General features: G+C 37.0%; 13 protein-coding genes. 4 read left to right on the forward strand and 9 right to left on the reverse strand.

Annotation, left to right across the window (positions count from 1 at the left end):
• Position 1 precedes the first annotated feature (1 nt).
• Complete coding sequence (locus tag AC4D4B_RS10825) at positions 2-967, reverse strand: NAD(P)H-dependent flavin oxidoreductase (RefSeq protein ID WP_490996004.1); 966 nt, start codon at positions 965-967, stop codon at positions 2-4.
• 263 nt (positions 968-1,230) lie between these two features.
• The gene (locus AC4D4B_RS10830; RefSeq protein WP_490996005.1) at positions 1,231-1,344 is read right to left on the reverse strand and encodes a GapA-binding peptide SR1P; all 114 of its coding nucleotides are present in this window, start codon (positions 1,342-1,344) and stop codon (positions 1,231-1,233) included.
• Between the two features lie 373 nt (positions 1,345-1,717).
• Here AC4D4B_RS10830 and AC4D4B_RS10835 point away from each other — a divergent pair, with 373 nt between their 5' ends.
• Positions 1,718-2,149 carry a DUF1885 family protein gene (locus tag AC4D4B_RS10835; protein ID WP_490996006.1) on the forward strand — a complete coding sequence of 144 codons (432 nt, stop codon included), beginning with the start codon at positions 1,718-1,720 and terminating at the stop codon, positions 2,147-2,149.
• Between the two features lie 424 nt (positions 2,150-2,573).
• Here AC4D4B_RS10835 and AC4D4B_RS10840 read toward each other — a convergent pair whose 3' ends face one another.
• The 6 genes from AC4D4B_RS10840 to AC4D4B_RS10865 all read right to left on the reverse strand — a co-directional run bounded on the left by AC4D4B_RS10840 (position 2,574) and on the right by AC4D4B_RS10865 (position 9,617).
• Complete coding sequence (locus tag AC4D4B_RS10840; protein WP_490996007.1) at positions 2,574-3,401, reverse strand: polysaccharide deacetylase family protein; 828 nt, start codon at positions 3,399-3,401, stop codon at positions 2,574-2,576.
• A gap of 99 nt (positions 3,402-3,500) precedes the next feature.
• Positions 3,501-4,910, reverse strand: a complete 1,410-nt coding sequence (gene lpdA / locus AC4D4B_RS10845; protein WP_490996008.1) for a dihydrolipoyl dehydrogenase — start codon at positions 4,908-4,910, stop codon at positions 3,501-3,503.
• 3 nt (positions 4,911-4,913) lie between these two features.
• Positions 4,914-6,239 (reverse strand): dihydrolipoamide acetyltransferase family protein, encoded by a 1,326-nt coding sequence (locus tag AC4D4B_RS10850; RefSeq protein WP_490996009.1) that lies wholly within the window; start codon positions 6,237-6,239, stop codon positions 4,914-4,916.
• 84 nt (positions 6,240-6,323) lie between these two features.
• Positions 6,324-7,301 carry an alpha-ketoacid dehydrogenase subunit beta gene (locus AC4D4B_RS10855; protein ID WP_066100851.1) on the reverse strand — a complete coding sequence of 326 codons (978 nt, stop codon included), beginning with the start codon at positions 7,299-7,301 and terminating at the stop codon, positions 6,324-6,326.
• Between the two features lie 3 nt (positions 7,302-7,304).
• Positions 7,305-8,420, reverse strand: a complete 1,116-nt coding sequence (gene pdhA / locus AC4D4B_RS10860) for a pyruvate dehydrogenase (acetyl-transferring) E1 component subunit alpha (protein ID WP_490996010.1) — start codon at positions 8,418-8,420, stop codon at positions 7,305-7,307.
• Positions 8,421-8,951: 531 nt separating this feature from the next.
• Positions 8,952-9,617, reverse strand: a complete 666-nt coding sequence (locus tag AC4D4B_RS10865; RefSeq protein ID WP_490996011.1) for a YkyA family protein — start codon at positions 9,615-9,617, stop codon at positions 8,952-8,954.
• Between the two features lie 300 nt (positions 9,618-9,917).
• On the opposite strand from AC4D4B_RS10865, the gene def reads away from it, so the two are divergent.
• Complete coding sequence (def, locus tag AC4D4B_RS10870; protein ID WP_490996012.1) at positions 9,918-10,472, forward strand: peptide deformylase; 555 nt, start codon at positions 9,918-9,920, stop codon at positions 10,470-10,472.
• A gap of 147 nt (positions 10,473-10,619) precedes the next feature.
• On the opposite strand, the gene AC4D4B_RS10875 is transcribed toward def, so the two are convergent.
• Positions 10,620-11,390 carry a Cof-type HAD-IIB family hydrolase gene (locus AC4D4B_RS10875; protein ID WP_490999892.1) on the reverse strand — a complete coding sequence of 257 codons (771 nt, stop codon included), beginning with the start codon at positions 11,388-11,390 and terminating at the stop codon, positions 10,620-10,622.
• A gap of 666 nt (positions 11,391-12,056) precedes the next feature.
• On the opposite strand from AC4D4B_RS10875, the gene AC4D4B_RS10880 reads away from it, so the two are divergent.
• The gene (locus AC4D4B_RS10880) at positions 12,057-12,269 is read left to right on the forward strand and encodes a DNA-dependent RNA polymerase subunit epsilon (RefSeq protein WP_490996014.1); all 213 of its coding nucleotides are present in this window, start codon (positions 12,057-12,059) and stop codon (positions 12,267-12,269) included.
• 3 nt (positions 12,270-12,272) lie between these two features.
• A complete protein-coding gene (gene rnjA / locus AC4D4B_RS10885) occupies positions 12,273-13,940 on the forward strand; it encodes a ribonuclease J1 (protein ID WP_490996015.1) in 1,668 nt (555 codons plus the stop codon).
• Positions 13,941-14,040 lie beyond the last annotated feature (100 nt).

Below are 14,040 nucleotides of genomic sequence, written 5' to 3' on the forward strand. Positions count from 1 at the left end.
CTTATGTTGTAATTGCTTTCCAGCGTTCTCTTATAACTTCTGCTTCCGCTAGCATTCTACTGAACAATTGCTCTACTGTTGGCTCATCCTTAATTATACCAACAACTTGTCCAGCCCAACCAAAACCAGCTTCTGAATCTCCATTATATATAAATGCTTTGTTTCTTTCACCACTAATATAATCTTTTAAATCCTCATATGTACAATTATTATTCTCCATTCCAAGGATAATATCCGTATACGGATTATGAATGGCTCGTCCTGGAGCACCCAAGCTCTTTTTAATCACTACTGTGTCCTTTTCAGAGCTATCTATGATTGCTTGCTTATAAGCGGCATGAGCATGTATACATTCTTTCGTAGTAATAAATCTTGTCCCCATTTCTATACCTTCAGCACCCAGGGCCAGCGCTGCCATTAAACCTCTTCCATCACCGATTCCTCCAGCAGCAATAACAGGGATGGAAACATGATCGACTGTCTGAGGTACCAGAACCATTGTACTCAACTCATCTCTTCCTATATGGCCTCCACCTTCATGACCAACCACCATAACTGCGTCTGCTCCAAGTTCTTCAGCTTTCATAGCATGCCTTACCCCTGCAGTCAATACGAGTGTTTTTACTCCAGTACCCTTAAACATCTCTAAAAATTCCTTCGGGTTTCCCCCTGTAACAGAAACAACTTTAACTCCTTTGGAAAGTACCACTTGAACAAATTCTTTATAGGATTTTCCGTGGTTACCAATTGCAAAATTAACTCCAAACGGAGAAGAAGTCATAGAACGGACCTTATCAATTTCATTAGCTAAATCCTCAGGACTGCTCAATGACATAGCTGTAATTTGGCCAAGTCCACCTGCTTTTGAAACGGCTGCTGCCAAGTCAGCATAGGCTAGATATGCCAGACCCCCTTGAATTATTGGCAGCTCTATGCCGAGCAATTCTGTTACACGTGTTTTCCACATAAAACACCCTCCTTTGTCGTTATGATTGCTCTCACACAACTGCATTATTTGATTCGCTTCTTAATTAGGAAGTGATGCCAATCATTTGTGTATCATTAATTTATCATATAAAGAATAGATAAAGAATACACCGTGTTCATGCGAGTAAATTTAAAAAAGACAACCCCTGTTAATTGAAGGTTGTCATCGCTAATGTTTACTTTTTATAGTTTTCAAGATTAAATGATTATAGTTTTTGAAATGAACCGGTTTTGGTCTAGTGACTATTCTTGATCACAACTGTGGCAATCAGTGCATGTTGCATACAATACTGTTACTTTTTCATCTTCAAAATGATCGATTGTATTGTTGCATCCTGTACATACGATTGTACCCATTCATTTCATCTCCTTTTTTAAATGTAAACACCTTCCAAGAAAGCGTTTTAATTCCATAAACTAATAATAGTATAACTCATTATATATTTCAAGCCTAAATTGTATGTCACATTAAAATATTTTTCGTTTAATTGTGTATAATATATTATTAATATGACAATTGGACACTCTTATCCTTCATATGTATCAGTAAGTGTAATATCAATATATAAACGGTTATATCGGCTATTATTCTAATAATTTTATCCATGAATTCCTCCATTACCGAAATTAAACTCATTTACAAAACAAGTAAAGCGTTTTCACTTTCACTTGTTATCCATTTTCAGGTAATGATAAACTAATTAAAATGAATTCATTCAGGGAGGTTCCTATGACTTTATCAACGTTCATAAAAATGAAGGGATCCATAAAAGATGACATTACTATTGAGGACATTAAACAATTAATCAATCATTATAGACAATCAATCTCACATACATCCGAACAATTAGCATGGGATTATAGTAAAACTGCATTTCCTTATATTTTGAAAGAAACAGACGAAGGGAAACATAATTGGTTTTATTTATACTCAGAGGAAAAGGACTATCACATGATAGGCATTGGAGTGGATTATGAATATATACAAACCCCTGATGAAAATGATCAAAGAGTCCCTTATATCCAAATCAGTTTATCTCAACACTCTACAATTGGTGATAAATCGAAGGCTAATGAGTTTGCAAAATTTTTATCAAAGAAATTAAAAGGGGAGCTTCATTTATTTAACGGGAGAATCATCCATTATAATCTAAAAAAGTAGAGCCTCTTTATATTGGTATTTTAGACGGCTTATAACCTTTATGTATCTAATCGTGATGATCTAGCTACTTAGTAGATATAGCTGTCTTAAAAGTCTTAAAATCATGAATCATCTATCCAGCAAATTAGTTGGACAAATCTGATTTTGCCGTTCGTTCCATTGCGCGCTTCAGCCACTCGCTTTCCGCGGGGAGGAAGGCTTTAGCCTCCTCGGCTGCGCCTGTGGGGTCTTAAGCCTCCGTTACTTCCCGCAGGAGTCGGTGGCTTCCGCTCCATTCCACTAAGTTTAATATACAGAAGTAACCAATCTATTTAAAACAAATAAAAATCCGACCTATTAGGCGAAATATTTATTAAAATATCACCTAATAGGTCGGATTTATCATTGACTGAAATACTTATATCCCAGCATCAGAACTTTTTCATTAAAAAGACTTTATTTCACGAGGATTTATCACCCTATACCCCATTGCACGTAATCCTTCAACTAATTCCGGCATTGCCTCATTAGTCCATTTACGGTCATGCATAAGCAGGTTTGCTCCCGGATACAATTCTTTGCTAGTGAGCATAATTTTCACTAAAGCGTCCTTATCTTGGTACTGTTTTTCCCAATCGTATCCTATTGTCCAATTCATTAACTGCATTTTTTCTTCTTTGGCTATTTGTTTGGAGAACTCTGTATTTTGCCCATATGGAGCTCTAAAAAACCTGGGCTTTTCCCCGGTAATATCTTCCACCATGTCATTCACTTTAATGATTTCTTCTCTTTGCGTCTCTTCATCCAATTCTGGCAGGACGGCATGGCTGTATGTATGGTTACCGATTTCAAATCCCATATCATAGATTTTCTTTAATATCTTTTTTTGCGCATCCGACTCCAAAAAATGCCCGTTAACAAAAAATATAGCAGAGGCATTCATTTCTTTTAATTTTTTAGCCATTGCTAAACTATATTGATCCGGCGCATCATCGATGGTTAATAGAGCTACTTTTTTCTCACCATCTTCTATAGGTTCAATTTTCCAATTTGTTAGATTGACCTGATAGTTTTGTGAAATCTCTTCTATCGGCTTCGCTGCTGTTTCTTTAGGTACCTCTTTGTTAATTTCAGCTTTATTAGGCTTTGTTCCCTGATTCGATTGTGTCTGTTCTACACTTTTCTCAGGTGTATCTTCTTTCGCCTTCTCTTCTTCTCCGCAACCAGATAGCAACAGAACCATAGATGTAAGCAACGCTATAGCATATCTCATGAAATTCCACCTTTCGACAACCTTATCCTATATTTTACCACTTTACCGACAAAATAAAACACCCCTATCCAAAAAGGAAAGGGGTGTAAAAATAATTATTTATTTAATAATGTGGATTGGACTTCCCATCGCAACTTCTGCTGCTTCCATTGTGATTTCTCCCAATGTAGGGTGAGCATGAATAGTCATAGCGATGTCTTCAGCAGTCATTCCAGCTTCAATTGCAAGGCCAAGCTCTGCAATCATATCAGAAGCACCAGGTCCAGCAATTTGAGAACCGATTACTAATCCGTCTTCTTTGCGTGTAATTAACTTCATAAATCCTTCGGCAGAATTTAATGCTAAAGCACGTCCGTTTGCTGCAAATGGGAATTTAGCAGCAACGATCTCTAAGCCTTCTTCTTTTGCTTGAGCTTCAGTATAACCAACTGTTGCAAGTTCCGGTTCAGAGAATACAACTGCAGGAATACCAAGATAATCAATCTCAGCTGCATGTCCTGAAATAACTTCAGCAGCGATTTTACCTTCATAAGAAGCCTTATGAGCTAATTGAGGGCCAGAGATGATATCACCAATCGCAAAAATGTTACTTACAGATGTACGGCATTGTTTATCGGTTTTGATAAAGCCTCTTTCATCTAATTCAATTCCGACTTGCTCTAAACCAATTTCATCAGTATTAGGCTTTCTTCCAACTGTTACTAATAGATATTCAGCTTCTACTTTTTTCTCTTCGCCTTTTTCTTCGTAAGTAACAATTACGCCATTTTTAGTTTCTTCCACGCCTTTAGCTTTAACTTTTGTGAAGATATCTACATCTTTCTTCTTCAAGTTACGTTTAACGATAGAAGACATTGGTTTTTCGAAAGCAGCCAAGATTTCGTCCATACCTTCTAGAATGGTTACTTTAGTACCAAAGTTAGCATATACAGAACCAAGCTCAACTCCAATTACTCCACCACCGATAATAGCCATGCTTGCAGGGATATGATCAAGGTTTAAAGCACCAGTGGAATGAATGACACGATCAGAATATTTAAATGTCGGTAATTCAATCGGTCTAGAGCCTGTTGCGATAATAGCGTTTTTAAATGTATATGTTTGAGCGCTATTTTCAGTCATAACACGGATGTTATTAGCGTCTACAAAGTAAGCTTCACCTTTAACGATGTCCACTTTATTACCTTTAAGTAATCCGCCAACGCCACTTGTTAATTTTTCTACTACAGTACCTTTCCAGGCTTGAACTTTAGAGAAGTCTACTTTTACGTTTTCAGCAGTGATACCAAGATCTTCAGAATGTTTGGCATCATGATAACGGTGACCTGCAGTGATTAAGGCTTTGGAAGGAATACATCCAACATTTAAACATACGCCTCCAAGGTCTCCTTTTTCAACGATTGTTACTTTTTGTCCAAGTTGCGCAGCACGGATTGCTGCCACGTAACCTCCTGGACCAGAACCGATTACTATAGTATCTGTTTCAATTGGAAAATCCCCAACTACCATGTCTTATCCCTCCATCAATAATAATTCTGGATCATTTAATAAACGTTTAATGTGATTTAATGCATTTTGACCAGTAGCTCCATCAATCATACGGTGGTCAAAGCTTAAAGATAATGATAATACAGGAGCAGCTACAATTTCACCATCACGAACGATTGGTTTTTCTGCAATACGTCCGATTCCAAGAATCGCAACTTCTGGGTGGTTAATAACTGGTGTGAACCATTGTCCACCGGCAGAACCAATATTTGAAATTGTGCAAGAAGCACCCTTCATTTCATTAGGAGCTAATTTACCATCACGAGCTTTTCCAGCAAGTGTGTTGATTTCATTAGAGATAGCAAACATAGATTTACGATCTGCATCTTTAACTACAGGTACAAGAAGTCCTTTTTCAGTATCAGCTGCGATACCGATATTGTAGTAATGTTTATGGATGATTTCTTGTGTAGCATCATCAAGGGATGTATTTAATGCTGGATACTCTCTTAATGCGCTCGTCAAAGCTTTTACAACATAAGGAAGGAATGTTAGCTTAATTCCTTTTTCAGCTGCAACTTCTTTGAATTTCTTTCTATGAGCAACCAATTTAGTCACATCTACTTCGTCCATCAATGTAACGTGTGGAGCTGTATGTTTAGAGTTAACCATCGCTTTAGAAATAGCTTTACGAATTCCACTCATTTTTTCACGAGTTTCAGGATATTCTCCTGCAGGAATAGCAGCTGCAGCTGGTTTAGCATCTTCTTTGGCAGCAGGAGCTTCTTGTACTGACGCACTTTCTTGTCCACCATTCATAAATGCTTGGATATCTTCTTTTAATACACGGCCATTTTTGCCTGTGCCTGTAACCTTGTGGATATCCACACCGTTTTCTCTAGCAAATTTTCTAACAGATGGCATAGCGATTACACGTTCACTTGCAGTTTCTTCTGCTTGTGGTTGTGAACCTGCACCTGTTGGAGTATCTGAGTTAGCTGGAGCAGCTGCATCTTTCTTAAGATCTTGTCCGCTTTCTAACGTAGATTGAACTTGAGCTTCAGTTTTTTCTTCACCATGCTCATCACCTTTAAATTGTACATCTTCATAGCCTGGTGCATCAAAAGTTACAAGTACATCACCGACTACTGCTACAGTACCTTCTTCAACTAATACTTCTTGAACAGTACCTTCTACTGGAGATGGAATTTCAACAACAGATTTGTCGTTTTGCACTTCACAAAGTACGTCATCTTCCTGTACTTTATCACCTGGTTTAATAAACCATTTTACTATTTCGCCTTCATGTATACCTTCGCCGATATCCGGGAGTTTAAATTTAAAAGCCATAGCTTTTCATCCTCCTCTTTCTTTTCAGTTTTTAAAGTTATGTTGTGTTAGTCAGAAAATGCTACTAAAGCATCCCCTGTTATGTTAAAATTCTAAAACTTTTTTTGCAGTTTCAAGTACATCTTTATGATTTGGCAACCATATAGGCTCTGCTTGAGAGAATGCAAATACTGTATCAGGTGCAGTTACACGCAATACTGGTGCTTCCAGGCTTAGAATTGCACGGTCGTTGATTTCTGCAACAACTTGAGCAGCAATACCTGCTTGTTTTTGTGCTTCTTGTACAACAATTGCACGTCCAGTTTTCTCAACAGATGCAATAATTGTATCAATATCAAGCGGACTGATTGTTCTTAAATCGATTACTTCTGCAGATACACCTTCTTTTTCAAGTTGCTCTGCAGCTTTAAGTGATTCCTGAACCATTGCGCCATAAGTAATAATAGAAAGATCAGTACCTTCACGTTTCACGTCAGCTTTACCTAATGGAATTGTATATTCTCCTTCAGGTACTTCTTGACGGAAAGAACGGTATAATTTCATGTGTTCTAAGAAGATTACCGGATCGTTATCACGGATAGCAGAGATTAACAAACCTTTTGCATCATAAGGTGTAGATGGAATAACCACTTTTACACCTGGTGTTTGAGCCATTAAACCTTCAAGGCTGTCTGCGTGCATCTCTGGTGTATGTACACCACCACCAAATGGTGAACGGATTGTAATTGGTGAAGTATAAGTACCACCGGAGCGATATCTCATACGAGCCATTTGACCAGCAATAGAGTCCATAACTTCGAATACAAAGCCGAAGAATTGGATTTCAGGAACAGGACGGAATCCTTGCAATCCAAGTCCAATTGCCAATCCACCAATACCAGATTCAGCTAAAGGGGTATCAAAGATGCGGTCTTCTCCAAACTCCTTTTGTAATCCTTCAGTAGCACGGAAGACACCACCGTTTACTCCTACGTCCTCACCAAAAACGAGAACTTTAGGATCATTACGCATTTCAGTACGTAATGCATCAGTGATGGCTTGAATCATCGTCATTTGGGCCATGGCTTATTTCGACTCCTTTTCTTTGTAAATTTCATATTGTTCTTCTAGGTTGTATGGAAGCTCTTCATACATATTCATAATTAAATCAGTTACTTTTTGTTTTGGAGTATTATCCGCTTCTTTAATAGCAACTTTGATATCTTCTTTTGCTTGTTCAATTACTTCATTTTCTTTCTCTTCGCTCCATAGTCCTTTTCCTTCTAGGAATTTACGGAAACGAACAAGTGGATCTTTTTTCTCCCACTCGTTATCAAGGTCAGCTGTACGGTAACGTGTTGGGTCATCACCAGCCATTGTATGTGGACCATAACGATAAGTTAAAGTTTCAATTAAAGTAGGACCTTCTCCATTGATTGCTCTTTCGCGTGCCTCTTTAACTGCTGTGTAAACAGCCAATGGATCCATACCGTCTACCTGAATACCTGGGATACCGGCAGCCATTGCTTTTTGAGCGATTGTTTTAGCAGCTGATTGTTTTTCAACCGGTGTAGAAATCGCAAAGCGGTTATTTTGAACGATAAAGATTGCAGGAGCTTTAAATGCACCAGCAAAGTTAATTCCTTCGTAGAAATCACCTTGGGAAGCACCGCCGTCACCTGTGTATGTGATTGCAACAGATTTTGCTCCATTTTTCTTCATACCAAGAGCTACACCTGCACATTGGATATATTGTGCACCAATAATGATTTGTGGGGAGATCACATTAACATCTGCAGGAATTTGATTTCCAGCAAAATGTCCACGGGAGAACAAGAATGCTTGTGTCAATGGAAGACCATGCCAAATCATTTGTGGTACATCTCGGTAACCAGGTAAAATGAAATCTTCTTTTTCCAAAGCAAATTGAGATGCCAATTGTGAAGCTTCTTGTCCAGCTGTCGGAGCATAGAAACCAAGACGACCTTGTCTATTTAAAGAGATTGAGCGTTGATCAAGAATACGAGTGTAAACCATTCTTCTCATTAATTCTTGAAGCTGTTCATCGCTTAAATCAGGCATAGCTGATTTATTTACGACTTCTCCCTCTTCATTTAAAATTTGCAACGTCTTGAACTGGTCGCTTACGCTTTCCAACTGCTTCTCTGCCTCAAAAAGGACTTTTTGTTGTTTAGAAGCCATAGGATTCACATCTTCCTTTCTATAAATGGTTAAATATCCATCTTTAAATTATCATAATGCCAGTTTTCCATACCTAAACCATTAGATAACTGTATTAGTTTTCTCTGGATAAAAAAGTAGTACAACTGTATCAACGGTTTCAGTTTACACGATTTAAATAATTGCCGTCAATTTATATGTTTCGAGTATGTAAACATTTTCGCAAACTTTCAACAAAAACAAACTGTTATACAGTAATATTTTTTTATACTAATACAGATTGTAGAAAAAGCGCTTACAAAGATGAACTTTCTGTATTTATAATCCCCTATAGTAATATAGACAAAACAAATAACTGTATTGAACAGACAATCCAAAAAGTATAAAAACTAAATAACCATTTTAAAATTATAATAAAACTAATCATACCCGATGTTTCTAAAAAATCAATTAGCTTTGATTACTTAACAAAACATACCAAAACGTATCAAAATGATTTAACGCCAACCTAGAACTTCTATAAAAAAAGCCATCACTCCTGATGGCTTTTTCTTATTCTGTATCAACATCTAGTTTTGCGCTTTTGTAGAAAGCAATCTTTTGTTCATTATATTCATTCGTTAAGTCATTAAATTTTTTATTTGAGTTCATTAGTGAATTATACGTTTCATTAATTACCTCAATTTGTTTCTGTAGATCTTCTTTGGTTACATCCTCTTTTTTAAAGAGTGTGTATAACTCATTCTCCTGTGTAAGACTCTTTGTATAATGTTTATACAGTTCATCATACTCCTTATATCTGTTCGTCATTGTATCCTTTAATTCATTCGCTTTTGCTTTTAAGGAAGAGTCTTCAAGATCGTTTATATGGTCATTGAAACCCTTAAATTGTTCCTTAGCCTTATCAATAGCTGCTTTTTCCTTTTTCATTAACGCTTGTCTTTCTTCTATTCCTTTGATGGCATCATTTGATAATGATTGTATTTCTTCTATTTCTTTCATACCCAGTTGTATAATCTTGCCGTACAGTTCATTATCTTCTTCCTCTAGCTTTTGAAGCGGCTCTTGTTGTTTTTGGAAGTCTTCCTCCAATGCAGCCACTTCTTCCAGAGTATCATAAATTTTCTCTTCCGGACTGCTATTGTTTAGACATCCTGTTAATGCAAGGATTACTACTAATATTCCTGTAAGTGTAATAATTTTTTTGTATTTTTCCATGATTAGCACTCCTATCTATCCCTACTTTACTATAACGAAATGGAAATATTTTGACAACAAATAACATATATAATAGGAGTAATACCCCCGAAATCACTTAGTAATCTGGATATAAGGTCATATATTGTTGTATGATGGCTATTGATTAATTCCCAAACTTAAAATACAGTACTACGTAAAGATTAATAAGGCTATTAGACCCCATACATGTTTGTTAAGATTGCAGAAGTCTTAATTAACTTTTTATGCAAGGTTTGATAGACTATAAAGTATAAATGGACAGTTTTATGAGGTGAAATAATGATTACAATGCAAGATATTATTAGAGAAGGACACCCTACTCTACGCAAAAGAGCGGAGGAAGTACAAATTCCGCCTTCCAAAGAAGACCAGGAAATTCTCAAAAGCTTAATGGAATATGTACAAAACAGCCAGGATCCAGTAAAAGCAGAAAAATACGGTCTACGTCCTGGGGTTGGACTGGCAGCTCCTCAAATTAATATTTCAAAACGAATGATTGCTATTCACGCTACAGACGATAAAAATAAGCTCCATAGCTATTCCCTCTTTAATCCAAAAATTATTAGCCATTCTGTTCAGAAGGCTTATTTGAGTGCTGGAGAAGGTTGTTTATCAGTAGATCGTGCCATACCAGGCTATGTTCCCCGTTACAATAAAGTAAAAGTACATGCTTATACGCTTGAGGGGGAAGAGATCACTTTAAGGTTAAGTGGTATGATGGCCATTATTATTCAGCATGAAATTGATCATTTAAATGGAGTTATGTTCTATGATCATATAAATCCTAAAGATCCATTTGCCCACTTAGACAATGCGGTAGCCATTGAAAAATAAAAACCGGTGATTAATCACCGGCTGAGACTGTAGACATTTTTCCTATTTAGGGTGGTCTACAGTCTTTTTTTGTTCACTTATTGATTGCTACACCGCTCTACCCTATCCGAAGTCTTTTATGTCTGGTCAGTTGATCACTCAATAAATTTATATAAGCTTTAATTCCTTTAAACCATAATAAATCCCATCTGAATCTACACTTTTTGTAATAAAGTCCGCTTCTTTCTTTAACAGCGATACGCCATTTCCCATAACCACACCGGTACCGGCTGCCTTAATCATCTCTAAATCATTTAATCCATCTCCAAAAGCATAAACCTCATCCATAGAGAATCCCTTGCGCTCAATCACATACTCAATTCCTTTAGCTTTTGACCCTCCATTTGGTACTACATCCATTGCATATGGATGCCAGCGTATAAATTGCAGATCCGAATAGTTCCCTTCATAAAGAGGCGTATGATGTTCCTCACAAAATAAAAGAGCTTGGTAAATTTCATGATTTTTATAAAAGTCTCCCTTTTCCTCAGGATGTGGAAAATGAAGAGATCCCATACTCTCTTCTATTAATGGATCATGTGTAACGTTGGCTTTCATTGTTTTCTCATTCATATAGATCATGGAATGCCCATTCGCCTTTGCTTCACTCGTTAATTTTTCTAATTGAGATGGAGATAGAGGGTTTTTATAAATCATCTCATGCTCAAAAACAACATATTGGCCATTAAAGCTAACAAAAGAGTCGATTTCCAGTTCATGAATAAGATGACTGAACATGAAAGGTGCCCTTCCTGTTGCAATTACAACGTATGTCCCATTTTTTTTTAGTAAATGGATTGCTTCCTTAGTGGATTCCGGTAATTTCTTTTCAGAATTTAGAAGTGTCCCATCAATGTCAAAAAATACAATTTTCCCCATAAACATTTCCTCCCAGATGCGCAATACTATTTTTAATGTATTATTATTTACAATCATACTATCATAATAAATAGCAAACTTCTGCATGAGGAATCTCCACAACAGGAAAATAGCGAGGATTTGTTAACTTGGCTATTCAGGAAAATTAGTAACGGTAAAAGAAATTAGTTATACTTAGATTAAGAATCAGGCGCGAATGTCAATAAATTACAATATAAGCTTTTGAATCCAAGCATATACTATTTATAAGTGGGACGATAAATTTATTTTACGTTTAGGTGCTTATATCTCGCATGCATATTTACCAAACGCTAAATTACCATTAAAATAATAGATAAAGGAGATGGTCAGCCATGTTAAAAAAGCTCAGAAAAAAGCTTCTCAAACAATGGAAAGACCTGATGGGCAGGAAATCAATTGCATAATTTTTTGAAAAGCCCTTCAAATATCCTTGCGGAGGGCTTATTCTATACGGTAAAGTAGATAACAGTCCTTATTGAAAATTGTTTAAACATGCAAATGTTAGGAAATTTTCTTATAATAGAGATGCTGAACTGTTTAGACCGACAGTCAAAGATGAATATCAATAGATAAGGTGGCCTGGTTGTTGCTCCTTGCCACCTCTTTATTTATAAATTTTACAAGAGTAAGTTAGGAGAGATTTACATGATTTTTAAAGTTTTTTTTCAGGAGAACGCAGCAGAGACACCCGTTCGCGAAAATACTAAATCTATTTACGTTGAAGGGGAATCGGAAAGAGATGTCCGTCAAAAGTTAAAAAGCCTTCCATACAATATTGAATTTGTTCAAGTTCTTAAAGATGAATATTTGGAATTTGAAAAACAAAATCCGGATTTCCGTATTATGGAGACCAAATAATATATGAAATTTGTCAAGAACGATCAAACAGCTGTTTTCGCCCTCGGAGGGCTAGGCGAAATCGGCAAAAACACATATGGCGTTCAATTCCAGGATGAAATTATCCTAATTGACGCTGGGATAAAGTTTCCGGAGGATGAATTACTTGGCATAGATTATGTCATACCGGATTATTCCTATATCGTTAAAAACGCGGACAAGATTAAAGGTTTGTTTATTACTCATGGTCATGAGGATCATATTGGCGGGATACCTTATTTACTAAAGCAAGTCAATATTCCACTTTATGGTGGCAAATTGGCAATTGGATTAGTAAAGAAGAAATTAGAAGAACACGGTTTACTTAGACAAGCCATTATCCATGAAATTAAAGAGGACGATGTAATCAAGTTCCGGAAAACTTCTGTTACTTTCTATCGTACTACTCACAGTATCCCGGATGCATACGGCATTGTGGTAAAAACTCCACAAGGCAATATCGTACATACCGGTGATTTCAAGTTCGACTTTACTCCGGTTGGAGAACCTGCCAATTTAACCAAAATGGCTGAAATCGGTCAAGAAGGTGTTCTATGCCTTCTCTCAGACAGTACGAATAGTGAAATTCCTAATTTCACTATGTCTGAGCGTAAAGTTGGCGAAAGTATACATGATATATTCCGAAAAGTAGAAGGACGTATTATTTTCGCAACCTTTGCTTCTAATATTCATCGCCTGCAGCAAGTTACAGAAGCAGCTGTACAAAACAACAGGAAAGTAGCCGTTTTTGGTCGCAGTATGGAAAATGCCATCGAAATAGGACTTCAACTTGGTTATATTACCGCACCAAAAGAAACATTTATTGATACTCAGCAATTAAACAGATTACCAGCAAACGAAGTAACAATTCTTTGTACAGGTTCACAGGGTGAACCGATGGCTGCCTTATCCAGAATTGCAAATGGTACTCACAGACAAATCCAGATTAATCCTGGTGATACAGTTGTATTCTCATCATCACCAATACCAGGTAATACGGTTAGTGTATCACGCACCATTAATATGTTATTCCGTGCTGGAGCCGATGTCATTCATGGTCCTTTAAGTAATATTCATACATCTGGCCATGGTGGACAAGAAGAACAAAAATTAATGCTCAGATTAATGAAACCTAAGTTCTTTATGCCAATCCACGGAGAATACCGCATGCAGCGAACACATGTACAAACGGCTGTGGATTGCGGTGTCTTGGAGGAAAATTGCTTTATCATGGACAACGGTGAAGTGCTGGCACTTACTCAGGATAGCGCGACCGTTGCCGGCAAGGTACCTTCAGGCAATGTCTATATAGATGGTAGCGGAATTGGGGACATTGGAAATATCGTCCTGCGCGACCGTCGTATTCTTTCAGAAGAAGGCCTTGTGATTGTCGTTGTCAGCATCAATATGAAAGAGTTCAAAATTGCTGCTGGACCGGATATCATTTCCCGCGGGTTCGTCTATATGCGTGAATCAGGAGATCTGATTAACGAAGCTCAGAACCTTATCACACAGCATTTGAACAAGATCATGGCGCGTAAGACTACACAATGGTCTGAAATTAAAAATCAAGTTACAGATACACTCGGACCTTTCTTGTACGAAAGAACCAAAAGGCGCCCGATGATTCTGCCTATTATCATGGAAGTATAAAAAGCAAAACGCGAGTACCTTTTTGAACTGCCCCGTAAAAGTTAGACATCAATCTAACTTTTACGGGGTGTTTTTTATGGCTAATTTTAATTCAGAAGAA

This window comes from Pradoshia sp. Z6_59, from assembly GCF_058267515.1.